Origin of the sequence: Guptibacillus sedimenti, assembly GCF_028610665.1 — a bacterium.
Classification (GTDB): Bacteria; Bacillota; Bacilli; order Bacillales; family Guptibacillaceae; genus Guptibacillus; species Guptibacillus sedimenti.
Genome location: NZ_JAQQWV010000002.1, coordinates 38,068 through 59,446 on the forward strand (window position 1 = coordinate 38,068; position 21,379 = coordinate 59,446).

Annotated in this window: 26 protein-coding genes and 1 other annotated feature; of the genes, 16 read left to right on the forward strand and 10 right to left on the reverse strand. The window is 39.8% G+C overall.

The genetic code is table 11. From position 1 onward, the window contains the following. The first annotated feature begins 265 nt into the window (after positions 1 to 265). On the forward strand, positions 266 to 1,189 hold the full coding sequence (locus PQ578_RS08405; protein ID WP_273833435.1) for an aminoglycoside phosphotransferase family protein: 924 nt from the start codon (positions 266 to 268) through the stop codon (positions 1,187 to 1,189). A gap of 10 nt (positions 1,190 to 1,199) precedes the next feature. Here PQ578_RS08405 and PQ578_RS08410 read toward each other — a convergent pair whose 3' ends face one another. Next, positions 1,200 to 1,862, reverse strand: a complete 663-nt coding sequence (locus tag PQ578_RS08410; protein WP_273833437.1) for a DUF4396 domain-containing protein — start codon at positions 1,860 to 1,862, stop codon at positions 1,200 to 1,202. Positions 1,863 to 1,992: 130 nt separating this feature from the next. After that, on the reverse strand, positions 1,993 to 2,976 hold the full coding sequence (locus tag PQ578_RS08415) for a zinc-binding dehydrogenase (protein ID WP_273833439.1): 984 nt from the start codon (positions 2,974 to 2,976) through the stop codon (positions 1,993 to 1,995). A gap of 185 nt (positions 2,977 to 3,161) precedes the next feature. On the opposite strand from PQ578_RS08415, the gene PQ578_RS08420 reads away from it, so the two are divergent. From PQ578_RS08420 to lspA, 3 genes are all read left to right on the forward strand, one after another. Next, complete coding sequence (locus PQ578_RS08420; RefSeq protein WP_273833441.1) at positions 3,162 to 3,332, forward strand: hypothetical protein; 171 nt, start codon at positions 3,162 to 3,164, stop codon at positions 3,330 to 3,332. A gap of 13 nt (positions 3,333 to 3,345) precedes the next feature. Beyond that, positions 3,346 to 3,744, forward strand: coding sequence for an NUDIX hydrolase (locus tag PQ578_RS08425; RefSeq protein ID WP_273833443.1), 399 nt, complete (start codon positions 3,346 to 3,348; stop codon positions 3,742 to 3,744). A gap of 67 nt (positions 3,745 to 3,811) precedes the next feature. Further along, positions 3,812 to 4,300: a signal peptidase II gene (gene lspA, locus PQ578_RS08430; RefSeq protein WP_273834951.1), complete on the forward strand. Its 489-nt coding sequence runs from the start codon at positions 3,812 to 3,814 to the stop codon at positions 4,298 to 4,300. Between the two features lie 17 nt (positions 4,301 to 4,317). Here the strand turns inward: lspA and spxA are convergent, their stop codons facing one another. Then, positions 4,318 to 4,713 carry a transcriptional regulator SpxA gene (spxA, locus tag PQ578_RS08435; protein WP_098442482.1) on the reverse strand — a complete coding sequence of 132 codons (396 nt, stop codon included), beginning with the start codon at positions 4,711 to 4,713 and terminating at the stop codon, positions 4,318 to 4,320. Positions 4,714 to 4,967: 254 nt separating this feature from the next. On the opposite strand from spxA, the gene bcbE reads away from it, so the two are divergent. The 3 genes from bcbE to PQ578_RS08450 all read left to right on the forward strand — a co-directional run bounded on the left by bcbE (position 4,968) and on the right by PQ578_RS08450 (position 7,698). Then, positions 4,968 to 6,164, forward strand: a complete 1,197-nt coding sequence (gene bcbE / locus PQ578_RS08440; RefSeq protein WP_273833448.1) for a bacillibactin exporter BcbE — start codon at positions 4,968 to 4,970, stop codon at positions 6,162 to 6,164. A gap of 87 nt (positions 6,165 to 6,251) precedes the next feature. Continuing rightward, entirely contained in the window at positions 6,252 to 6,416 is a 165-nt protein-coding gene (locus PQ578_RS08445; RefSeq protein ID WP_273833451.1) for a hypothetical protein, read from the forward strand. Between the two features lie 157 nt (positions 6,417 to 6,573). Next, positions 6,574 to 7,698 carry a M14 family metallopeptidase gene (locus PQ578_RS08450; RefSeq protein WP_273833453.1) on the forward strand — a complete coding sequence of 375 codons (1,125 nt, stop codon included), beginning with the start codon at positions 6,574 to 6,576 and terminating at the stop codon, positions 7,696 to 7,698. A 53-nt stretch (positions 7,699 to 7,751) separates the two neighbouring features. Here the strand turns inward: PQ578_RS08450 and PQ578_RS08455 are convergent, their stop codons facing one another. Continuing rightward, complete coding sequence (locus PQ578_RS08455; protein ID WP_098442485.1) at positions 7,752 to 8,051, reverse strand: MTH1187 family thiamine-binding protein; 300 nt, start codon at positions 8,049 to 8,051, stop codon at positions 7,752 to 7,754. A gap of 173 nt (positions 8,052 to 8,224) precedes the next feature. Between PQ578_RS08455 and PQ578_RS08460 the strand changes: the two genes are divergently transcribed. Then, positions 8,225 to 8,518 (forward strand): hypothetical protein, encoded by a 294-nt coding sequence (locus tag PQ578_RS08460; RefSeq protein ID WP_273833455.1) that lies wholly within the window; start codon positions 8,225 to 8,227, stop codon positions 8,516 to 8,518. A gap of 79 nt (positions 8,519 to 8,597) precedes the next feature. After that, positions 8,598 to 8,885: a putative quinol monooxygenase gene (locus tag PQ578_RS08465; RefSeq protein WP_224882983.1), complete on the forward strand. Its 288-nt coding sequence runs from the start codon at positions 8,598 to 8,600 to the stop codon at positions 8,883 to 8,885. A 157-nt stretch (positions 8,886 to 9,042) separates the two neighbouring features. On the opposite strand, the gene arsC is transcribed toward PQ578_RS08465, so the two are convergent. From arsC to PQ578_RS08480, 3 genes are read right to left on the reverse strand one after another with little or no spacing between them, the layout of a single operon-like run. Further along, positions 9,043 to 9,465 (reverse strand): arsenate reductase (thioredoxin), encoded by a 423-nt coding sequence (gene arsC / locus PQ578_RS08470; RefSeq protein WP_273833459.1) that lies wholly within the window; start codon positions 9,463 to 9,465, stop codon positions 9,043 to 9,045. 24 nt (positions 9,466 to 9,489) lie between these two features. Then, positions 9,490 to 10,782 (reverse strand): arsenic transporter, encoded by a 1,293-nt coding sequence (locus tag PQ578_RS08475; RefSeq protein WP_420541538.1) that lies wholly within the window; start codon positions 10,780 to 10,782, stop codon positions 9,490 to 9,492. 13 nt (positions 10,783 to 10,795) lie between these two features. Continuing rightward, entirely contained in the window at positions 10,796 to 11,140 is a 345-nt protein-coding gene (locus tag PQ578_RS08480) for an ArsR/SmtB family transcription factor (protein ID WP_273833461.1), read from the reverse strand. A gap of 205 nt (positions 11,141 to 11,345) precedes the next feature. Between PQ578_RS08480 and PQ578_RS08485 the strand changes: the two genes are divergently transcribed. After that, positions 11,346 to 11,441 carry a YjcZ family sporulation protein gene (locus tag PQ578_RS08485; protein WP_142329528.1) on the forward strand — a complete coding sequence of 32 codons (96 nt, stop codon included), beginning with the start codon at positions 11,346 to 11,348 and terminating at the stop codon, positions 11,439 to 11,441. 92 nt (positions 11,442 to 11,533) lie between these two features. Here PQ578_RS08485 and desB read toward each other — a convergent pair whose 3' ends face one another. Then, positions 11,534 to 12,622: a Delta(10) desaturase DesB gene (gene desB, locus PQ578_RS08490; RefSeq protein ID WP_273833465.1), complete on the reverse strand. Its 1,089-nt coding sequence runs from the start codon at positions 12,620 to 12,622 to the stop codon at positions 11,534 to 11,536. Positions 12,623 to 12,948: 326 nt separating this feature from the next. Between desB and PQ578_RS08495 the strand changes: the two genes are divergently transcribed. The 6 genes from PQ578_RS08495 to bioB all read left to right on the forward strand — a co-directional run bounded on the left by PQ578_RS08495 (position 12,949) and on the right by bioB (position 20,249). Then, positions 12,949 to 13,782, forward strand: a complete 834-nt coding sequence (locus PQ578_RS08495) for a basic amino acid ABC transporter substrate-binding protein (RefSeq protein WP_420541539.1) — start codon at positions 12,949 to 12,951, stop codon at positions 13,780 to 13,782. 92 nt (positions 13,783 to 13,874) lie between these two features. Continuing rightward, positions 13,875 to 14,534, forward strand: a complete 660-nt coding sequence (locus tag PQ578_RS08500) for an amino acid ABC transporter permease (protein ID WP_098442492.1) — start codon at positions 13,875 to 13,877, stop codon at positions 14,532 to 14,534. Further along, positions 14,531 to 15,253 carry an amino acid ABC transporter ATP-binding protein gene (locus tag PQ578_RS08505; RefSeq protein ID WP_273833469.1) on the forward strand — a complete coding sequence of 241 codons (723 nt, stop codon included), beginning with the start codon at positions 14,531 to 14,533 and terminating at the stop codon, positions 15,251 to 15,253. Before PQ578_RS08500 ends, PQ578_RS08505 begins: the two co-directional genes overlap by 4 nt. 65 nt (positions 15,254 to 15,318) lie before the next feature. After that, positions 15,319 to 15,563, forward strand: a binding site (T-box leader). 49 nt (positions 15,564 to 15,612) lie between these two features. Next, on the forward strand, positions 15,613 to 16,617 hold the full coding sequence (locus tag PQ578_RS08510) for a tryptophan--tRNA ligase (protein WP_273833470.1): 1,005 nt from the start codon (positions 15,613 to 15,615) through the stop codon (positions 16,615 to 16,617). Positions 16,618 to 16,679: 62 nt separating this feature from the next. Further along, on the forward strand, positions 16,680 to 19,100 hold the full coding sequence (locus PQ578_RS08515; RefSeq protein WP_273833473.1) for an EAL domain-containing protein: 2,421 nt from the start codon (positions 16,680 to 16,682) through the stop codon (positions 19,098 to 19,100). Between the two features lie 153 nt (positions 19,101 to 19,253). Further along, on the forward strand, positions 19,254 to 20,249 hold the full coding sequence (gene bioB, locus PQ578_RS08520; protein WP_273833475.1) for a biotin synthase BioB: 996 nt from the start codon (positions 19,254 to 19,256) through the stop codon (positions 20,247 to 20,249). A 36-nt stretch (positions 20,250 to 20,285) separates the two neighbouring features. Here bioB and PQ578_RS08525 read toward each other — a convergent pair whose 3' ends face one another. Both PQ578_RS08525 and PQ578_RS08530 read right to left on the reverse strand, forming a co-directional pair. Next, positions 20,286 to 20,918 carry an STAS domain-containing protein gene (locus PQ578_RS08525; protein ID WP_337958021.1) on the reverse strand — a complete coding sequence of 211 codons (633 nt, stop codon included), beginning with the start codon at positions 20,916 to 20,918 and terminating at the stop codon, positions 20,286 to 20,288. Between the two features lie 6 nt (positions 20,919 to 20,924). After that, the gene (locus PQ578_RS08530; RefSeq protein WP_273833479.1) at positions 20,925 to 21,128 is read right to left on the reverse strand and encodes a hypothetical protein; all 204 of its coding nucleotides are present in this window, start codon (positions 21,126 to 21,128) and stop codon (positions 20,925 to 20,927) included. Positions 21,129 to 21,379 lie beyond the last annotated feature (251 nt).

Consider the following 21,379-nt stretch of genomic DNA (forward strand, 5'->3'; position numbering starts at 1 on the left):
GTTTTGGAATACAAAAAACCGCATGAATGGGAGAAGATTTCTTCTCAATTCATGCGGTTACGAGTAATAGCCTTCCTATACGCGATTTTTTATCAATCGGATAGCAAGGCTAACTGTGATGATGAAGTTGTACGATGAATGACTGTTTCATATCGCTCACCTCTTATTTTCAAATATAGTAGCATACGAAAATAGTTAAGGCAATCTTTCTTTTCTTCTGAATATTTGATAGGATAATATTTCCTTTAGAAAGGCGGGTAGTAAAATGAAGAACCTTACAAAAGAAAAAATCATCACTAGGATCCCTGAATTGACTGATGAGACACTGATTCCAATTACAAAAGGATATTCGGATGATTTAAAATACGTAACACTTTGGAAAGGACAGCGCGTGTTGCTTCGGATCTATGAGTTCGCTTTAAGTGAGCGCGTACAGGAAAAAGTAGCAAAGATGCGTGCGTTCGGGGAGCGTGGTGTTCGATGTCAGGAAGTGTATGCCTTTGGTGTGATACCGGAAGAAAATTTCTGTTACACGATTTTTTCTTTTCTTGAAGGAGAAGATGGCGAGGTGGCGTTACCTAGCTTAACGGAGGCTGAACAATACAGAGCAGGGTATGAAGCGGGCGTAGATCTTTTGAAAATGCACGAATTGCCCATCTTTGCCTCTAAATCCGAGCATATGGCTTTTGTGACAACTAAATTTGAGAAGGCGGTCGACCGGTATTTGAAGCTCGAAACACGTATTCCACATGATCAAGAGATAATTGATTATGTAAGAAGAAACTTGCCACTTATTGGAGAGAGTAAGCTTGTATTTGCGCATCATGATTATCATGCAGGAAACCTGATTATTCAGCATGGAAAGTATGCTGGTGTGATTGATTTTAACCGATGTGGTGTAAACACGGCTTATTCTGAGTTTGATAAGCTTGAATTGTTTTCGAGTCGCTTGAGCATTCCTTTTTCAAAAGGGATGATTCAAGGATACTTTTCTGATGAAGTTCCTGAACTTTTCTGGAAAATTCGTTCCGTACATATGGCCCAGATCCTTATCTATCATATGAATTGGGCGACGGATTTCTTTCCACAAGATCTTTCACTTGCCGAAGAAGCAATAGGATATGTTCTAGAGACATATGATAGTTTTCATCGAATGGTTCCAAAATGGTATGAAGAAAGCCAGGCATAGGCCTGGCTTATCACATCGCTTCTTTTATCCCCTTTTTAACGAGCCACCAATTTGCTGGATAGCTTGTCGCAAATCCAAGAATCATCGCAATTTGCATCATAAACCAGTATACGGCTGAGTTAGGCTTTGGAGGTTCGGCAAAGAGAACGAAATGTACGATGGCCATCCAGCCAAACATTCCAACCTCAAAAGCAATTAAGGAAAGCGTGTCTGCTTTGGCGGCTTCTTTAATCGCACTCCATGCGCCATCTTCTTTGTTCATTGGATAAATGGCATAAAATTGAAAAAGGATACCGAATCCATATGCCAGTATAAACTCAACGAGATAGTGAGTGTAAAGAATAGAGCCCAGGAGAGCAAATCCAGTTAAGGCAACGATCGGAACGCCGACAGCATCTCCTAAAGTGCAGCCTGCTGAGCAATGACTCGTAGACATAAACACTTTTGCAGGTTTGCCTCGATGATCGTCATAATCCAGATTTTTTGCCTTCAAGCGTCCCCATTTAAAATATGACCAGATCGCAAATGGACCAAGAAACCACCCGTTAATTGGCCAAACGACGTTCATAATTCGCATCATTTGTGGATGACGGATTATATCAACAAGAATCACGAACGATGAGAGTAATCCAATGGAAAGAGCAAGAATTGAAATAAGCTGAAGTGTGTTCAAATGTATCATCCCCTTGGAGTATTAAGTCTATATACAAACCTTACCCACTAGGGGTATTTACAAAACAGGGATTATCCTAATAAATAAAAAAACCGCTCTCCAAATAGTGAGAGCGGTTTTTGAGAGCAAATTATTCGCTAACTTTCGCAACAATCTTACCAGTTACATGACGCTTCGATAACTCAACTAAAGCTTGTGGCACCTCTTCAAGAGATATGGTTTTTGAAATCATCGGATCGAGATGGCCACCTAGAAGAAGTTGAATCATTTCATCCCCCATCATAGCAAGGTCCGATTGTTCTGCTAAGTTAGAGGATTGATACACGCCTCCAAGAGCGATCTGATGGAAAGAGAGTGGTCGAGCAAAAGAGACACCCTGTTGAAAATCTGGGGCACCGGCAATATAGGCAATTTGCCCGTTAAATGTTAAGGTTTCAAGTGATTTTGTCGCATTATCTCCGCTTACAGCATCAAGAACAGCGTGAACGCCAATACCGTTTGTTAGTTCGAGTGTTCGTTCCACGAAGTCTTCTTCTTTATAGTCAATTGCATAGTCAGCACCAAGTTTCTTTACAAAATCGTGATTATGACGTGACGCTGTTGTAATGACGGTTAATCCCATATACTTCGCCATCTGGATCGCAAAGCCACCTACACCACCAGCACCAGCATGAATCAGAATCGTTTGCCCGCGATGAATGTGTAGCTTGCGGAAAAGGGCCTGATAAGCAGTGTATCCTGCGGTTGGAAGTGCTGCAGCATCAACGAAAGAAATGGATTCAGGAAGCTTAGCAATCGTGTGAGCTTGTGCAATTGCATATTCGGCAAATGTTCCTTTCTTCATGAGATCGCCATGGTACACAACGCGATCACCTGGCTTCCAATCCGTTACTTCTTCGCCTACTTCCTCGATCACACCAGCGCCGTCAAGGCCAAGGATATGAGGGTATTCCCAGTTAGGGTTTCCGTTTGTTGCCGTCTTATAATCAACGGGATTTAATCCCGCAGCGTGAATGTTAACAAGAACTTCCCCTTTTTTGGGAGATGGGGTTTCCATTTCTTGCACTTTCATGGAATCCCATTGATTTTTATCTTTCAGTAAAAGAGCTTTCATCTAAATTCCTCCTCTAGTATGAATATGGATATGATTCACCTGAATTCGTTTTTGTAAACCTAAGCGTTTTGACATTATAAAACAGATTATTTTTTTTGATAAGTAGGCACTTTTTAGTAACTATGTGAAACAAAACAGCTTGCACAATCGTAGAAAGAGTAGAGAGTTCATTAAGGAGTGAGTAGATGACACTGATCGGATGGTTTTTTTGGGGAACAATTGCAACGTTTCTAGTGGTTGGCTTTCTCTTCCAAAAAGTTTTTGGAACAAAAGCACCGAATCGAACGAATCACGAACTAGCACAAGAAGAAGTGAAAAGCCATACAAGTCAATACGTTCATAATGATTTAAACTAAAGGGTGAATGTTCATGCGAAAATGGATTGGAGCAGCGGCAGTTTGCACAAATGATCAGGGGGATTTGCTGATGATTCAAAATGAGAAGGAGAAATGGGCCGTTCCTTCTGGAGAAGTAGAAAAAGGTGAAACGCCTGAGATGTGCTGCATTCGTGAAGTGAAAGAAGAAACAGGCTATAAGGTTGCGATTGAAAAACCACTATTTGTGAAAGATCAGGATGTGAATGGCTTTCATGTCACGACTTATTATTATGAAGTAAATGTGGTTGGCGGCATGATTTCTCTTCCGAAATCTGAACAAGACGTAACCGAAATTGAGTGGAAAACAGTGGAAGAAGTGGAAGCGTTAGCTCATGCTTATCCTGAAGATGCTTCTTATTTAACGAATTTCTTATATGAAAAGACTCCTTAACATGGTTTAAGGAGTTTTTTTATGCTTCAACCTCATTTTATAAAAGGGTGTGAACGATTTGAAGCGGATGATTCCTTTAGTGATCTTCTTTTTAGTGATGGATCTTATAACAAAACGTTGGATTGACTCTGTCCTAAATATCAATGAACGGATTGAAGTGATTGATGGTATTTTAGGGTTCCAGCTTTACTATAACGCTGGTGCGACGATGGGGCTATTAGAAGGATACACGGGTTTACTACTCTTTCTACAAACAGGGATCATTCTTCTGTTGATTTACGGGTATATACGTGCAACGCCAAAACGTTTTGCCATGCAAGTAGCTTTTAGTTTGTTGATTAGTGGTGGGATTGGAAATTTAGTTGATCGTATTCAATATGGTCATGTTATTGATTTTCTTTCAGTAAAGTGGAGCTCAGGTATTTTTAACGTAGCTGATATGTTTATTAGATATGGGTTTATTTTAATCGTTATTCTTTACTTTATGAAGAAATTTACGATCCAGGGATTGGATGAAGATCCATATCAAGCGCCACAAAAAAGCGAGAGAGGGTAATCCTCTCTCGCTTTCATTTATTGCGCTTCTTGAAGAATTTGTTCAAGCTGAAATGCGCGAACTTTCCTCGGTAGGAAGCTTCTTATTTCATCTTCATGGAAACCAACCTGAAGACGTTTCGTGTCAAGTAAGATCGGTCGCTTCAAAATGCCAGGGTTTTCTTTAATTAAGCTATAAAGTTCCTGAAGCGTCAGTTCATCGAGCTCTTTATCAAGTGATTCAAACGCTTTTGAGCGCTTTGAGATGATTTCTTCTGTTCCTTTTTCAGTCATACGTATAATCGCTTTAATTTCATCCTCAGAGAGTGGCTTTGCAAACATGTTCCGCTGTTCATAAGGAAGATTGTGCTCTTCAAGCCATGCTTTCGCCTTTCTGCAAGATGTACAGCTTGGTGACGTATAAAGTGTAATCATGTGTTTGACCTCCAAACGGATTTTACATGGTTCATCTCCATGTTAAGTATACTAAAAAAAGTGGTTCGCTGACTGTAAGTTATGTTACACATTTTTGACGATTATCTATGTTTGGTTTCTTTTCCTAATAATAAAATAGCGAAGTTGATGTAGGAGTAAGTGTTGTTTCATTATAGCCAGGTTTTACTAGGGTATACCCACTAACAAGAGCAGGCAAACTACATATGAAGTAGAGATCTTAATGGAGGATGCTCATGGACAATAAAAAGAAGTGGGATTTGATTTCTCTTGCTTCAATTCCACTTGTGATGACGCTGGGGAATTCAATGCTTATACCCGTTCTGCCTCTTATTGAAAAAAAGCTAGGCATCACATCCTTTGAAGTATCGATGATCATCACGGTCTACTCAATCGCAGCTATCTTATTAATTCCGATTGCAGGGTATTTATCTGATCGATATGGAAGAAAAAAAGTGATTATCCCCAGTTTATTTATTGCAGGAGCTGGGGGACTGGTGACGGGTTGGGCATCATGGTCTCTAGAAGATCCGTTTAGCATGATTCTCATTGGAAGAGTTCTTCAAGGGATTGGATCTTCAGGAGCAGCCCCAGTTGTCCTTCCGCTTGTAGGAGATTTATTCAAAAGTGATAAAGATGTAAGTGCAGGACTTGGTTTGATTGAAACTTCGAATACAATCGGTAAAGTACTTAGTCCAATACTTGGAGCGCTGCTTGCTTCTTTTCTATGGTACTTACCATTCTTAGCCATTCCGGTTTTCTCACTTATTTCAATATTGCTTGTTATTTTCCTTGTGGAGTCACCAGAGAAAAATGAGAAGCCGCAAACTTTTTCGTGTTTTTTGTCGTGTTTAAAAAACATTTTTCATAACGATGGAAAATGGCTGACAGCGATATTTGCGATCGGTGGCATAATCATGTTTGTTCTATTTGGAATTTTATTCTACCTCGCCGGCTTTTTGGAAAAGGAGTTTCAAATTGTAGGTGTTAAGAAAGGAGCAATCATTGCCATTCCGCTTGTGGCACTATCTTTAACTTCTTATATCGCTGGAAAACGAATTGGTGAGAACAAAACGACGATGAAATGGTGTATCTTTGCAGGTCTTTCCTTGCTCGCTGCTGCTACAATAGGTGTATCTTTTACGGAAAGACTTTGGTTCATGTTACTAATATTGTTTGTAGCTGGGATCGGGATAGGCATGTCGCTTCCATGCCTTGATGCGCTTATAACAGAAGGCGTGAAAAAAGAAGAGCGTGGCACGATTACATCGCTTTACAGTTCAACGCGTTTCCTTGGGGTAGCAGCAGGACCACCGATCTATGCCATTCTTATGAAGCAATCGCATGAAATTGTCTTTTATACCTCTGCAGCTGTAGCTGTAGCAGCCATTCTACTTTGTTTTGTTTCGATTAAGCCTGAAGCGGATGTTTAGAGTGCGGGAATAACGGGTAACTATATAGTCCCCCACTAAATCCTAAAAAGGAAATCGAAACAACAGTACAAAGAGAGGGATGAAAGAATGTCATTAGAATTAACCTTACAATTTTTAATGTTAAGCATAGGGTTCATTGCAGTCGCAGCACTATTTCTAAATGTCGATAAGAAACGGACTCAGAAACGTTTGGAAGTCGAGCTAGCTGAATATAAACAACAGCATGAACAAAATAACCAGAAGCATAAATAAGATGGAGACTCTGAAATGGGTTTTCATCTTTTTTTGTGTTTTCAGATACGATAATAAATTCAAGCAGGAAAGTTTGATATTTGAGTAGGGTGGAATGTAAAGGTTAGCTAACTAATTCCGCTTCGGAACAACTTAATGATAAAGGAGAGTATTCGCTATGAACGATACAGACCATTACTTTGCTAAAAATTACGATGAGTCCAGAGTAACATTTCGCAGTCATCTCGATAAAATTCAAAAGAAGTGGCCGGATGCAACCTTAACAACAAAAGCGATTGGAAAAGAAGAAAATAACACAATTGATATGATTTATTCAGAAGCACTAACTTCAAATGATCAGGTGATTTTTTTTACAACTGGTGAACACGGAATTGAAGGCTATGCAGGTGCAGCCGTTATTCAACTATTCGTTGAAAATTATCTTGATCAAATTGATCCATCCAAAACAGGTATTTGCTTGATTCATGCCATTAACCCGTGGGGAATGCGCCACTTTCGCCGCGTAACCGAAAACAACGTCGACCTTAACCGAAATTATTTCTATGATGAAAATTCCATTCGCAGAGACGTGAATAAAAATTATGCGAAAGAAAGTGACTTATTTTTACCGAATGGAAAAATTACTGATTTAAAAGAAGAAAAGCATAAGTTGTATGCTCAGTTAATGAAAGGACTCGCAAAAGAAGGATACGCCGGTTTGAAAAAAGCAAAGGGAATGGGGCAATTTGAATTTGAGCGAGGCGTCTATTATGGGGGATCTACGGCTGAAGAGTCAGCTGTCTTCTTAAAAAGTATTCAAGAAAAGATGCTAGGGACTTATCCGAGCGTGATTCATATGGATTGGCATACGGCTCTAGGACCAACGAATGAAATCACGATGGTGATCTCAGAGCATGATGGCAGAAGCGTTGATGAACTAAAAGACGCTTATCAACTTAAGAATGTCGAAAAATATACCCCTAAAAAAGTAAAAGGTGACTCAACAAATCATTTCTATAAGCTAAAAGAAGAAGCGTATCCGGAAACATACCTTCTTTCCGCTCTGTTTGAGTTTGGAACATTTGGAACGGACAAACAGGCAGAACTTCGTGAATTTATGACGATTATTTTAGAAAACCATTTGTATCATGAAGGCGCAGAGTCTGTTGAAGATATTCAGTGGATTCTCGGAGAATTTGAAGCAATGTTTTATCCGAATGACGTAGAGTGGAAGAAATCAGTTCTAAATGAAGCTCGTAAGGGAATGGAAGGCGTATTGAAGAAAGAGGGCATCTTAAAATAAAATAAAATAAAATAAAGGAGGTAGCGGATGATTCGCTACCTCCTTTTGCGTACTTATCCAATTGAACTTCGAACTTCATTTACTTGCCCATCAATTGTAAGTGCCTTGTCTTCTCGATCCTCAATCTTAATATTCGTGATTACGCGATCTGACCCTTTCCGAAGCGCACTCGTATGAATGTCTCTCGCCAATTCAAAAAGTTCATCTACGTTTCCTTCAAAAACGGTTGAAGTTGGGCCAATATGGTAAGTGAAGCCTTCTTTCTCAGCGATTTGAATGGCTTCTGTGACAAAATGACTCATACTCGTCTGACTTGTTCCTACAGGTGTTACGCTTATTTCTAAAAGTGCCATATACAACGCCTCCAGTTTATTCATGATAGTAGACTATTAACTGATCTGGCATTTTTTAAACATTTATTGTTTAAGATCACTTCGAAAGTACTAACTTCCTTATTTTACAAAAAAGTGAAACGTCATAGGTTTCTTCTTCGTATTAAGAATATAAGCTACAGGAGGGATGCTGTATGTGGAATTTTTTTCTTGTGATCGCTGTTATTGTTGCTTCTTTAACTGGATTCAATTGGCTGATGGGGTATCGGAAAAACCATCTCCAAATCGATTTGGACGATCGCTATATGGATTACAATGAATACGTGAGAGCCTTGAAAAGTGAACTGAGATCTCAGGGGAAAGACGTGGACTATTTAGGTGACCGAACGTTTAAAATTGATGGGAAACTGTATATGTTTATTGAACGGAACGTAACAATGGGTGGGGTGCCACTACAGAGAGCAATCTTCAAACCGATAAAATCCTAGCAAGCAAAAAAATTGCTTTGATAAGTTCTTGCCACTATGCTTATCCTATTCGTAAACGAGCATTGGAGGTTAGAAACAGATGAAGCAAATTGCAGTTACCGCTATTTTAAAGCCAAAAGAAGGACAAGAAGAAGCTGTTTTACACGTGCTTCAAGAAGTGTTAGTAGGCTCACGAAATGAAGAAGGAAACATTCAGTATGACGTGCATCAATCCATAGAAGATTCAACGTACGTGATTTATGAAGTGTGGAAAGATCAACAAGCCATTGAGACGCATATTAACTCGGATCATTATGAAAAGTATCGGCAGGATATTGGTTCTTTGCTTGAGAGTAGAGAAGTATATAAAATGAAAAAGCTCGACTAACTTCAATGTTGTCCGCTTTTCATTTCCGCGGAAATAACTGTGAAATCGCGGATAACTTTCAATTTTTGCAGAAAAAATATCGAGATTCCCGGAATAAACGACTTATTTCATACAAAAAAGCACGCTGGATGACCATCCAGCATGCTTTTTTTCTAAATTAGCGTCCTTCTTTCGCAAAACGAGCGATACGTTCTTCGATTTCATCACGAACACGCTGAAAGAAGGCCCATTTTTCTTCTTCTGTTCCTTCTGCTTTCGCTGGATCATCAAATCCCCAGTGATCACGTTTAACATGAGGAGGCGTCATCGGGCATTTGTCTTTTGCATCGCCGCAAAGTGTCACAACGAAATCAGCATTGTTTAACAATTCCATATCAATTTTATCTGATGATTGGGTTGTGATATCAATTCCAGATTCGTTCATCGCCTTCACAGCATTAGGATTGAGCCCATGTGCCTCAATACCTGCAGAATAAACATCGTACGTGTCACCAAGATATTTTTTTCCAAAACCTTCAGCCATTTGGCTTCGGCATGAGTTTCCAGTACATAAGAAATAGATTGATTTTTTAGTAGACATATTGAACTCCTTTTGAATCGAAATTTAAATTATGAGTAGCCAGAAATAGAGGCCAAGTAACGTAATAAGTAACGTTGGTACGGTTAAGATGACGCCAATTTTAAAGTAATAACCCCACGAAATTTTGACACCTTTTTGCGAAAGAACATGAAGCCATAGTAACGTTGCGAGCGATCCAATTGGCGTGATTTTTGGACCTAAGTCAGAGCCAATAATATTGGCATAAATGAGCGCTTCGCGAAGCGTACCTGATGTGGTTGTGGCTTCAATTGCAAGAGCGTCAATCATAACCGTTGGCATATTGTTCATGATCGATGACAAAATCGCTGCGATAAAGCCCATTGAAATCGTACCAACAAGTAATCCCTGGTCTGCAGCAGCTTGAATCACGTTTGCGAGAATATCGGTTAGTCCTTGATTACGGAGACCATAAACCACCACGTACATGCCGATTGAGAAGAAAACAATCGCCCATGGCGCCCCTTTAATGACCTTCTTTGTTTCTACAGCTTTGCTGCGTCTAGCCATTAAAAGAAAGAAGATCGCAACGATTCCGGCTATGATTGAAACAGGTACGCCGATAAACTCACTTGCGAAATAGCCGATTAGAAGAACAGCTAGAACGATCCAGGATAGTTTAAACATGTGGATGTCCTTAATGGCCTGCTTTGGAATGCGAAGCTCATTGACGTCATAGTTCCCCGGAATATCTTTACGGAAGAAAAGGTAAAGCACTAGAATGCTTGCTCCAAGTGAAAAAAAGTTCGGCACAATCATTCGTGAAGCATACTCAACGAATCCGATGTTAAAGAAATCAGCCGAGACGATATTAACCAGGTTACTAACAACAAGAGGTAGTGACGTAGTATCAGCGATAAAACCACTTGCCATAATAAACGGAAAAATCATTTTTTCTTTGAAATTTAAATTTCGTACCATTGCGAGAACGATTGGTGTCAAAATAAGTGCGGCTCCGTCGTTGGCGAATAATGCTGCGACAACTGCTCCAAGCAATGAGACGTAGATAAACATTCGTAGCCCATTTCCTTTTGCAGCTTTCGCCATGTGAAGAGCAGCCCATTCAAAGAAACCAATCTCATCAAGAATAAGAGAGATGAGGATAATCGCAATAAATGCAAATGTGGCATTCCATACAATGCCTGTTACTGTGAGAACATCTTGAAAGTCAACAACCCCCACAAGCAAAGCGAGTATAGCTCCCCCGCATGCAGACCAACCAATGCCAAGGTTTTTAGGTTGCCAGATAACAAGCACTAAAGTTAAAACAAAAATAAGTATAGCTAGCGTAACGGTCAAACAAATTCCCCCATTAATCGCAACAAATGCGCAATCCTTTTTTTTCTAGATCATTCAGTTTTTCCATTTGGTCAGGAATGATGGTTAAAATACGCTCAATCAGTAAAATAGCTTCATGATCTGGATTTAACGAATAGAATACCCACTGTCCTTTTTTACGTTCCTTCACTAACCCAGCGTCTCTCAATTTCCTTAAATGCTGACTGATCGCTGGCTGGCTCATTTGAAGAACTTCTACAAACTCGCAAACACAGCATTCGCCATCTTTTAATAGTCCCATAATTGTTAAACGCGTTTTATCTCCAAGCAGTTTAAGAACAGAAGCTGCTGGTTCTAGTTCGATCACTGATTTCTCCATCGCTTCACCTCCCTGAATCAGTATATAAGCATACGCTTATATATGCAAGGGGATTTAATCAGATCAATACCACAAGGACAAGTTTTTGGTCCTTATGAGAAGAAGGAATTGAAAAGTATCGATCAAAACTAAACAAACGCCCATCCATCAGAGTGGTTTTTGCATAGTATGTATTAAATCCATGATGGAAAGGAGGTCATACTCCATGGGATACGGTTACGGCAGTGGGTTTGCTCTAATTGTAGTGCTGTTTATTCTCCTTATCATCGTAGGTGCAGCTTTTGTTGGAGGAGGCTACTAATTCTCAAAACATAAGCTGTATTTGGCAGAACAACTCTGTTGAAAAAGCAAGGGTTGAATAATAAACGCGCAAGAAGGCTGATATCGATAGAGTCAGCCTTTTCTTGTAGGATTTTTTAGGACAGCCTTTTTTAATCGCTCACTGTTCCTGGAAATAGATTTCAAATTTAAGTTATTTCCAAGCGAGCCATAGGTTTTACGGTTTTTTGGATCAATTAGGTTTGTGTGCATTTGATAAACACGAGGTGTTTGCCAGAGTGCAATCAACGCTTCCGTCATTGGCATTTCATGGTAACGTTCTGGCCACATTGCTTTAATATGTTGTTTTACAATTGGATAGTATTTGGGATTCATTCCAGGAAAAAGGTGATGTTCCGTGTGATACGAGAAATTAAAGTGCAAGATATCTACAATTTTTGGCACCGTTACTGTGAGACTGTTAGCAAGTGGATCATTGACAGGAGTCAATGGATTTAATCGATGATTGGTTGAAATGTAAGCCATCACAATAAAGTTCGCGATTAGAAGGGGGACAAGATAAGCGAATAGCCAGTTCCGAAAACCAATGACGAAGATCAGACTTAGCCAAGAGATCCATGGCAAAATCATTTGCATCCAGATATCACGTTGTTTTTTACGATTGAATTCTTTTACATAAGTAAAAAACATTTTCAAAGAATGAGCGCTAAATTGAACTGTAAGTGAAGCAAAAGCAAAAAACGACCGGATAAACAGAGGTAGACCATAAATCCACTTAAACATTCTCATTTTTGATATACGCTCGAGTGTTGGCCAGGCGTCAGGATCGTTTTCTTCATGCTGAGTATGAACATGGTGATTGAGGTTGTGCCATTTTCTCCAAAGCGTTGGTCCGGTGTTTAGAGGCCAAAAAGCCATTGCCCCCAAAAGGTCTCGAAGCCACGCTTTTCGTACGACAGTTCCATGTAAAATTTCATGACCAAGAAAACCTAGGCCGGCAAAACAGGAACCAAGGATAATAGAGAAAATTAGCAAAACAAGTGGATGAAAATCGTTCAAACCTATGAGTGAAATAACAGTAATCGTGATGATGAGATATGTAAGTCCACCGAATAATCTAGTTGGAACGGGTTTAAAGGCTTCAGGTGGAAGAAGCTTTTTAAGTTTAGCAGCATACCAGCTAAATGAATGCAGGTCGTCCATCTTAATCCTCCTAATACTTGTGGAATTGGTGATGTTGTTCTTTGGAATAAAAAACCTGTGAGATAAACTAACGTCTTGATGGATGTCTTTTACATTTATAAAGCATGCCCAATTTATTTTGAAATAGCCTTTTTTCATTGATTTGTGGGATATTTCACCAGGTAATTAACCATTTTGAAGGTGTAACTTTGTGATATGACTAATTTTAAAGAAGAATAGTATCGAAAAATCATACTTTTTCTCAAATTTCAATATTGTTATTATAAAAGCGTTGTGTATAATTTAAAATATTAGAATATTAAAAAAATAGTTCAGGGGGGAATTTGATGAGAATGTTCACGAAAGGGTTATTGATTACGGTATTAGCGTGCTTGTTAGCGATCATGACGGCATGTGGTCAGAATGAAACTAGTTCGACAAGCAATTCTGAAGGGGAAAGTGAGAAGAAAGAGAAGTTAATTGTTGGGACTGACGCTGCGTTTGCCCCATTCGAATACATGGATAAAGGCGAGATTGTTGGCTTTGATATGGACTTTCTTGATGCTGTGATGAAAGAAGCTGGTTATGAATGGGAACCGAAAAATATAGGTTGGGATCCGCTATTTGAAGCTGTGCGCCAGGGGAAAGAAGTAGACATGGCAATCTCAGGAATCACGATTAATGAAGACCGAGAAAAAACATTTGATTTCTCGAACCCATATTTTGAATCAACGCACATGGTGATGTTCAAAGAAGGAACAGATATTCAAACGGCAAAAGATATTGAAGGGCTGACAGTAGGTGTTCAAAACGGAACAACTGGACAAGCAGCAGCAGAGAAGATTATGGGAGATAAGAGCTCTAGTATTAAAAAGTTTGAAAACAATGTTGTTGCCATTATGGCACTGAAAAACAATGATGTTGAAGCGGTAGTAACGGATAATACGGTCGTCAATGAATATGTGAAGAATAATCCGGATGATAATTTCCAAACAATCGAAGATCCTGAAAACTTTGAATCTGAATTCTATGGCTTGATGTTCCCTAAGGACAGTGAATTGAAAGCAGAATTTGATGAAGCGATTAAGAAAGTAATCGAAAGTGGAGAATACGCTAAGATTTATGAAGAGTGGTTTGGAAAAGAGCCCAATACAGATACGTTGCTTGAGCAAGCAAAATAAACGACTAAATCGACTTACTACGGCTTAAATGATACAACAGCCGTAGTTCATTGTCGGTTAACCATCGCAGAAAATCACAAAGGAGATCGAATATGGGCGTATTTTCATTTGAAATTGTTCGGGAGTATCTTCCTTTCTTTCTAAAGGGAGCTATGGTTACGGTTGGAGCTTCGTTAGCTGGAATACTGATTGGGAGCATTTTGGGGTTATTTATGGGGATTGGACGAATCTCAAAATCATGGTGGATTCGCTATCCATTTATCTGGTACATCAATGCTTTTAGAGGAACACCGTTATTCGTTCAAATTCTCCTCATTCATTTCGGTTTAATCCCGTTAATTATGGAATCAGTTAATCCACTTGTTTCTCTTATTGTTACATTATCCTTGAATGCCACCGCATATATTGCTGAAATATTCCGCGCAGGAATTCAATCAATCGATCGAGGGCAAATGGAAGCTGCGCGATCGCTTGGCATGACGCATGTTCAGGCGATGCGTCATGTGATTCTGCCACAAGCCTTTAAGAGAATGATTCCTCCACTTGGCAATGAATTCATTGTGCTATTAAAGGACTCTTCTCTTGGAGCGATCATCGCAGCACCAGAATTAATGTACTGGGGTAGAGCCGCTCAAGGACAGTACTATCGCGTTTGGGAACCATACTTAACTGTAGCAATCATTTACTTAATCCTTACCCTTTCGTTGACGTATTTATTGAATTACATCGAAAGGAGATTGGATACAGCATGATTAAAGTCGAACGTCTGAAGAAATCATTTGGTGATTTAGAAGTTTTGAAAGAAATTAATGTCGAAATTAAACCACAAGAAGTTGTCGTTGTGATTGGTCCATCTGGCTCGGGAAAATCTACTTTTCTAAGATGTTTAAACCTTTTAGAATCGATCACTGGTGGAAAAGTATCGATTAAGGATCAGGATTTAACAGCGAAGGGGACAAATATCAATCAAGTGCGGACGAATGTAGGAATGGTCTTTCAACAGTTTAATTTATTTCCTCACAAAACCGTTCTTGAAAACATCATGATGTCTCCCATGAAAGTGAGAAAGTGGCAGCGCAAGCAAGCTGAAGAGAAGGGCCTTGCTCTTCTTCGTAAGGTAGGTCTTTATGAAAAGGCACATGTTTATCCTGACTCTTTATCTGGAGGACAAAAGCAGCGTGTTGCCATTGCAAGAGCACTTGCGATGGAACCTGAAATTATGCTGTTTGATGAACCTACTTCTGCTTTGGATCCAGAAATGGTTGGAGAGGTGCTTGAAGTGATGAAAGATCTAGCCAAAGAGGGTATGACAATGGTCGTTGTCACGCACGAAATGGGATTCGCAAAAGAAGTAGGGGATCGCGTGTTGTTTATGGATGGGGGATATATCGTCGAAGAAAATGTCCCAATTGAACTATTTGAACATCCTAAGGAAGAGAGAACGAAAGCCTTTTTGAGTAAAGTGCTTTAATTAACACAATATTTGTTAAAAAAGCCTTGCTCTTTTCTTCAGTAAGATTTAAGATAAGAAAAAATAACGTTGCGATGAGGAAGAAGAGTAATCTTGAGTGACACTTTAGAGAGCTGATGGTTGGTGGAAATCAGCGTGTGCGACAGATGAATGGGCTTCTGAGCTTCCGAAACTGAACAATTTAGTAGGATTCGGCGGAGCGTCTTACCGATACAAGAGACACCTTATCGAAATGGGTTTCTGTAGGGGATAAGTGCGTTTACGTCTGTAAACGAATAAAGGTGGCACCACGGGGTCTCTCGTCCTTTTTTTAGAGGATGAGGGGCCTTTTTGTGTTGTATTCAAATGGAGGGGATCTTATGCGGAAGACGATCGTAACAGGAATTAAACCAACAGGACGGGTGCATTTAGGCAATTATATTGGTGCCATTAAACCTGCGTTAGAGCAAGCACGTAATGAGGAACTAGACCCAGTCTATTTTGTTGCCGATTATCATGGATTAACGAAAGTTCGAGATCAGAAACAGATGCAAGAATTATCATATGGGATTGCGGCCACATGGCTTGCACTCGGGCTCGATCCGGATAAAGTTATTTTCTATCGCCAGTCAGATGTACCTGAAATTTTTGAACTATCATGGGTTATGGCCTGTTTTGCACCTAAAGGTTTGATGAATCGGGCTCATGCGTATAAAGCCATTGTCGATAAGAATCGTAAGGAAGATCGTGAAGAGGACGAAGGAGTGAATATGGGGTTATTCACTTACCCGATCTTAATGGCTTCAGATATATTATTGTTTCGATCCAAATACGTTCCTGTAGGCAAAGACCAAATCCAACACGTAGAGATTGCACGTAATTTGGCATCAGCTTTTAACCATCAATTTGGAGAAATATTTACAATGCCGGATCACATAGTCGATGAAAACACATCTGTGCTCCCTGGACTGGACGGTAGAAAGATGAGTAAAAGTTATCATAATACGATTCCACTGTTTGAAGAGCCGTCTAAGCTTAAGAAGTTAATCAATCGCATTACAACAGATTCAACCGGACCAACGGATCCAAAAGATCCTAACGACTCGACTGTTTTTACTCTGTATAAGGAGTTTGCAAGTGAAGAACAGACGGTTAAAATGAGAAAGAGATTTGAAGAAGGAATAGGGTGGGGTGAAGCGAAAAAAGAGCTTTTTCTCGTAATGAATGATTTCCTTACCGAACCACGCGAAACGTTCCGCTACTATATGTCTCACAAGGATGAACTTGACTGCATCCTTGAAGAAGGTGCAAAGAAAGCAAGGGCAAAAGCACAACCGTTATTACATGAAGTGAAAAGAAAGCTTGGTATTCGGGGGCACACTTAACCTCTGTTTCATTAATGCCGATAAAGAGACTGAACAGATTTTAACGTCGGAGGCACAGAATCATGATTGAAATGTCAGGACAGTACAATTGGTGGATCGTTTTACTGTCTTTAATAATAGCCGTTTTTGCATCATATAGCGCGTTAGATCTTGCGGGTCGCGTAGCTTATGCTAAAGGGATACGCAAGTGGATATGGGTTGTTGGAGGAGCGGGTACGATGGGGATTGGAATCTGGTCCATGCATTTTATCGGTATGCTGGCTTTTTCTATGCAGATGCCGATGACTTACAACATACCGCTCGTTTTCTTATCTATAGGAGCAGCATTCTTAGGTTCATTGATCGCTCTTGTGGCTATTGGTGGAAAACAACTATCCATAAGAAGACTCATTGTTGCAACGATTTTTATGTCAGGTGCTATTATCGCTATGCATTATATTGGGATGGAAGCGATGGAAATGGTGGAAATCACCTATAATCCCTGGCTACTAAGTTTATCAGCTTTAATCGCGATTGTTGCTTCTTTTGGAGCGCTGAAACTATCTTTTACACTCTCAAGACCAAAGAAAATTCGTCATATCATTTTGTTGAAATTAGGTAGTGCAAGTGTGATGGGAATGGCGATCGCGGGCATGCATTATGTTGGGCTAGAGGCTGCTACCTTTTATATGGCGCAATATCATAAACCCATTATGAACGGATTAGATACGTCAGCCCTATCGATTGTAATTGCCATTGGCACGCTGTGTGTACAGACTATTTTAATTTTCGGTATTGTCACCGAACGTAAATTTATCAAACAGGAAACCGAGTTAAAGGGAAATGACTACCGTTTACGTTCTCTTTTAACATATAGCATCGATGCGATTTTAACACTTACAGTAGACGGCAGAATTCGTTCGCTGAATCCTGCTGGAGAAGCGTTGTTTCAAGTGAAAAGGAATCAGCTAAGTCGTATCGACCCCATTGATTTCTTTGGAGAAAAGGAACTTGAACGTGTACGAGAGTACTTTCTCACAGTTCACAAAACGAGGCAGGCGGTCAGTTTTAACACAAGTATTGTAACGCTTGATAAAGAGGTGAGTGAGCTAAATGTCACGTTTGTTCCAATCTATTTAAATGAGAAACTAGATCGGATTTATGCGATGACTAAGGATATTACGAGACAACAAAAGGCGGAGAGACAAACGCATCAGATGGCTTACTACGATGCCTTAACTTCTTTACCGAATCGTCGGTCATTTGTCGAGCACTTAGAGGGCCACCTTAAAAGTGATCAACATGCTGACCTGGCAGTGATGATGCTTGATTTAGATCGCTTTAAAGTGATCAATGATGCCCTTGGTCACAATACAGGAGATCTGTTCCTTTGTGCAGTAGCAGAGAGGTTGGCGTCTGTTGTGTCCCCCTATGGTTTCCTTTCTCGGCTTGGGGGAGATGAGTTTGTTATTGTGCTCAATGGTGTTAAAGACATCTATCCTGATGCACTTGCGAACCAAATTATTGAAGCTTTTGAGAAGCCGTTTCGCGTAGGTTCACACGATCTATCGACTTCAGCAAGTATTGGGATTGCAGTAACGCCAGCTGATGGGAGCGATGTGGAATCCTTAATGAAACGTGCGGACATCGCGATGTATTCAGCCAAGGGACGTAACCGTCAGAAATATCAATTCTATTCAACAGCAATGGGGCAAAAAAGCGAATCAAGATTAGTGGAAGAAAGTTCGTTAAGAACCGCACTGCTCAATCAGGAATTTATTTTACATTACCAACCACAGGTGAAATGTGAGGATGGCGCACTCTCAGGTGTCGAGGCTCTTGTGCGCTGGCAGGTGAATGAGGGAGAACTCAGGTACCCAGGTGATTTTATTTCCCTAGCTGAAGAAACAGGATTAATTGTCGAGCTCGGAAGTCAAGTGCTCGATATGGCGTGTGAACAAGCGAAGAAATGGAGCGATCAAGGTCATTCCCTTCGCGTTTCAGTTAATCTTTCGCCTAAACAATTTCAAAGTGATGAACTCATTACAACCGTAAAAGAAACGCTTGACCGTTACAAGCTTGATCCAGCGTTACTCGAGCTTGAAGTAACCGAAAGTATGACAATGGAAAATTCAACTCGTTCGTCTTGGATGATCACTTCACTCCGGGACCTTGGAGTTAGTATATCAATCGATGACTTTGGAACAGGTCACAGTTCTTTAAGTTATTTAAAAGACTTCTCGATTAATCAGGTGAAAATTGATAAATCTTTTATTGATGAGCTGACTCAAAATGTGAAGTCTGATCAAATTACGAGTGCCATTATTGCAATGAGCAAGCAATTGAAATTGCATGTAATCGCTGAAGGGGTTGAAACGGTTGAACAAGCTGAATTTCTATCTCAAAAAGGCTGTGATAGCATACAGGGTTATTACTACAGCAAGCCTGTTCCATCGAACCAAATAGAAGAAAACTATTTCATGATTGACCAAGCACCGGCTTAGTAGAAATCATGGTAAACCACACTGTTATTATTGTGTGGTTTTTTTGTATAGTGGTGACGCTTCTATCGACACTATTGACAGTTTGTTAACCTGGTGATAGTTTAATGTTAACTTATATTTATTTTCAGTTAACTTATTTCTAGGAGGCGTATGATGCAAAAAGTAATGGAACATACGGTGGAGAGCTGGGAGCATTTTGCTGATTTAGCACTAGAGGGGAAAACATTAACAAAAGAACAGGCCTTAACGATTTTATCATCACCAGACGAGCAGCTATTACCCCTAATGCATGCGGCTTTTAGAGTACGAAAGCACTACTATGGTAAGAAAGTGAAGTTAAATATGATTATCAACGCAAAAAGTGGGCTATGTCCGGAAGATTGTGGGTACTGTGCTCAATCCGCTTTTGCGGACACAAGCGTCAGCAAATATCCTTTACTTGATCAAGAAACATTAGTTGAAGGAGCTAAAGAAGCGATGCATCGTAAAGCTGGCACTTACTGTATCGTTATGAGTGGACGCGGTGCAACAAATCGAGAACTAGATAAAGTGATAAGTGCCGTCGAGCATATAAAGTCAGAAATGCCGCTAAAGATTTGTGCGTGTCTTGGTATTCTTTCTGAAGAACAAACAGAGCGGTTAAAACAGGCAGGGGTCGATCGCTATAATCATAATGTTAATACAAGTAAGGGGTACCATGAGAAGGTTACCTCAACGCATACATATGATCATCGTGTAAATACGGTAGAAAATGTGAAAAGATCTGGGATTTCACCTTGTTCTGGTTGCATCATAGGTATGGGGGAAACGCATGAAGATGTGTATGACATGGCAAATGAACTTCGTCAGCTAGATGCCGATTCTATTCCTGTTAATTTTCTCTATTCTGTACCAGGGACTAAGCTTGAAAAGATGGATGAACTGAATCCACGCTACTGTCTGAAAGTACTAGCCCTTTTTCGGTTCATGAATCCGACGAAGGAAATTCGAATTTCGGGGGGGCGAGAGGTAAATCTTCGCTCACTTCAAGTGATGGGTCTCTATGCTGCAAACTCAATCTTTGTTGGTGACTACTTAACAACAGATGGTGCGGATGCAACAGCAGATCACCAAATGATAGAGGATCTTGGATTTGAAATTGAATCATAGACAAAAAGGACCGCCTTTACTTACGGGCGGTCCTTTTTAATGCTTAATAAGGTTGTATCCAATCCAATTTAAGGCCTGTTGAAGGTTAGATTTCACTACAATTTGATCGAAATCACTCGTCGCCTGAACGGCTTTAATCGCAAGTTCTGGACGAATACCCGTTACAATCATCTGAACACCGATTAACTTAAGAGATTGTCCAATCTTTAGCAAGTTCGCTGCACTTTCAGTATGAATATTCGTTAACCCTGATAAGTCGAAGATCAAGTAGTCAAGCTGATTCTTTGCACTCTCAGCAAGTGCTCTTTCCATTAATCGTTCCGTTCGTATCTCATTCACGTCACCAATAATTGGAAGAATGGCCACTTCCTCTGAGATAGGAACAACAGGGACAGAGAGAGACTCTATTTCTGTATTTGCTCGTTCTAATTCAAGAACATTACCTAACAGATTGGCCATCGCTTTAAACAAGTCGATGTGATCCTGGGTATAGTGAAAGGGTTTTAAATCAAGTCCGCAAAGCGTTCCGAAATTATCGCCATTTCGGTAATAAATTGGTGCTCCGATTAACGAGCCACCACCAAGGTTTTTAGTTACTTCCAAATCTTTTGTTGAATTATGAGTAGCTAAATCATCAATGATAAGGGGTTCACGACCGCCTTTAACAATGAATTGTCAGTAAGAATCTCGATAAAGGGTTTCAAAACCTGATTCGAGAATAATTTCATCTCTGTTAAAAGAAGAAATGATATCGACAGCGGTTTTATCATTTTTTGCTATGAAGAATGTATTAACACCAACGAATTTACTTATAACCTCTAGTACATCTCTCGAAGCATCCTCGATCGAAGTATAGGTAGGAGTATTTGACAAAATCACTTTATTCACCTCTCTTTTAACGACGTAAAAACTCTGCTATCTCTATAGTATCGTATCATTGATGGGATAGATATGGAAAAATAAATCATTATTTAAGAAGATTCCCTCTGTTTTGAAGAGATAGGATTAAGAAATAGTGATTGAAATAAATTTTCATTCTTTTTAAATTTATAGCTTAAATGATGATGATTAGGGTAAAAGAAGAAAAGAGAATTTTGAACGAATTCTACATAACGGTAGACGAAATTGAT

Coding starts and splice junctions, on each gene's coding strand:
- PQ578_RS08405 (WP_273833435.1), top strand. CDS start 266: ATGAAGAACCTTACAAAAGAAAAAATCATCACTAGGATCCCTGAATTG.
- PQ578_RS08415 (WP_273833439.1), bottom strand. CDS start 2,976: ATGAAAGCTCTTTTACTGAAAGATAAAAATCAATGGGATTCCATGAAA.
- PQ578_RS08420 (WP_273833441.1), top strand. CDS start 3,162: ATGACACTGATCGGATGGTTTTTTTGGGGAACAATTGCAACGTTTCTA.
- PQ578_RS08425 (WP_273833443.1), top strand. CDS start 3,346: ATGCGAAAATGGATTGGAGCAGCGGCAGTTTGCACAAATGATCAGGGG.
- lspA (WP_273834951.1), top strand. CDS start 3,812: ATGATTCCTTTAGTGATCTTCTTTTTAGTGATGGATCTTATAACAAAA.
- spxA (WP_098442482.1), bottom strand. CDS start 4,713: ATGATTACACTTTATACGTCACCAAGCTGTACATCTTGCAGAAAGGCG.
- bcbE (WP_273833448.1), top strand. CDS start 4,968: ATGGACAATAAAAAGAAGTGGGATTTGATTTCTCTTGCTTCAATTCCA.
- PQ578_RS08445 (WP_273833451.1), top strand. CDS start 6,252: ATGTCATTAGAATTAACCTTACAATTTTTAATGTTAAGCATAGGGTTC.
- PQ578_RS08450 (WP_273833453.1), top strand. CDS start 6,574: ATGAACGATACAGACCATTACTTTGCTAAAAATTACGATGAGTCCAGA.
- PQ578_RS08455 (WP_098442485.1), bottom strand. CDS start 8,051: ATGGCACTTTTAGAAATAAGCGTAACACCTGTAGGAACAAGTCAGACG.
- PQ578_RS08460 (WP_273833455.1), top strand. CDS start 8,225: ATGTGGAATTTTTTTCTTGTGATCGCTGTTATTGTTGCTTCTTTAACT.
- PQ578_RS08465 (WP_224882983.1), top strand. CDS start 8,598: ATGAAGCAAATTGCAGTTACCGCTATTTTAAAGCCAAAAGAAGGACAA.
- arsC (WP_273833459.1), bottom strand. CDS start 9,465: ATGTCTACTAAAAAATCAATCTATTTCTTATGTACTGGAAACTCATGC.
- PQ578_RS08480 (WP_273833461.1), bottom strand. CDS start 11,140: ATGGAGAAATCAGTGATCGAACTAGAACCAGCAGCTTCTGTTCTTAAA.
- PQ578_RS08485 (WP_142329528.1), top strand. CDS start 11,346: ATGGGATACGGTTACGGCAGTGGGTTTGCTCTAATTGTAGTGCTGTTT.
- desB (WP_273833465.1), bottom strand. CDS start 12,622: ATGGACGACCTGCATTCATTTAGCTGGTATGCTGCTAAACTTAAAAAG.
- PQ578_RS08495 (WP_420541539.1), top strand. CDS start 12,949: ATGAGAATGTTCACGAAAGGGTTATTGATTACGGTATTAGCGTGCTTG.
- PQ578_RS08500 (WP_098442492.1), top strand. CDS start 13,875: ATGGGCGTATTTTCATTTGAAATTGTTCGGGAGTATCTTCCTTTCTTT.
- PQ578_RS08505 (WP_273833469.1), top strand. CDS start 14,531: ATGATTAAAGTCGAACGTCTGAAGAAATCATTTGGTGATTTAGAAGTT.
- PQ578_RS08510 (WP_273833470.1), top strand. CDS start 15,613: ATGCGGAAGACGATCGTAACAGGAATTAAACCAACAGGACGGGTGCAT.
- PQ578_RS08515 (WP_273833473.1), top strand. CDS start 16,680: ATGATTGAAATGTCAGGACAGTACAATTGGTGGATCGTTTTACTGTCT.
- bioB (WP_273833475.1), top strand. CDS start 19,254: ATGCAAAAAGTAATGGAACATACGGTGGAGAGCTGGGAGCATTTTGCT.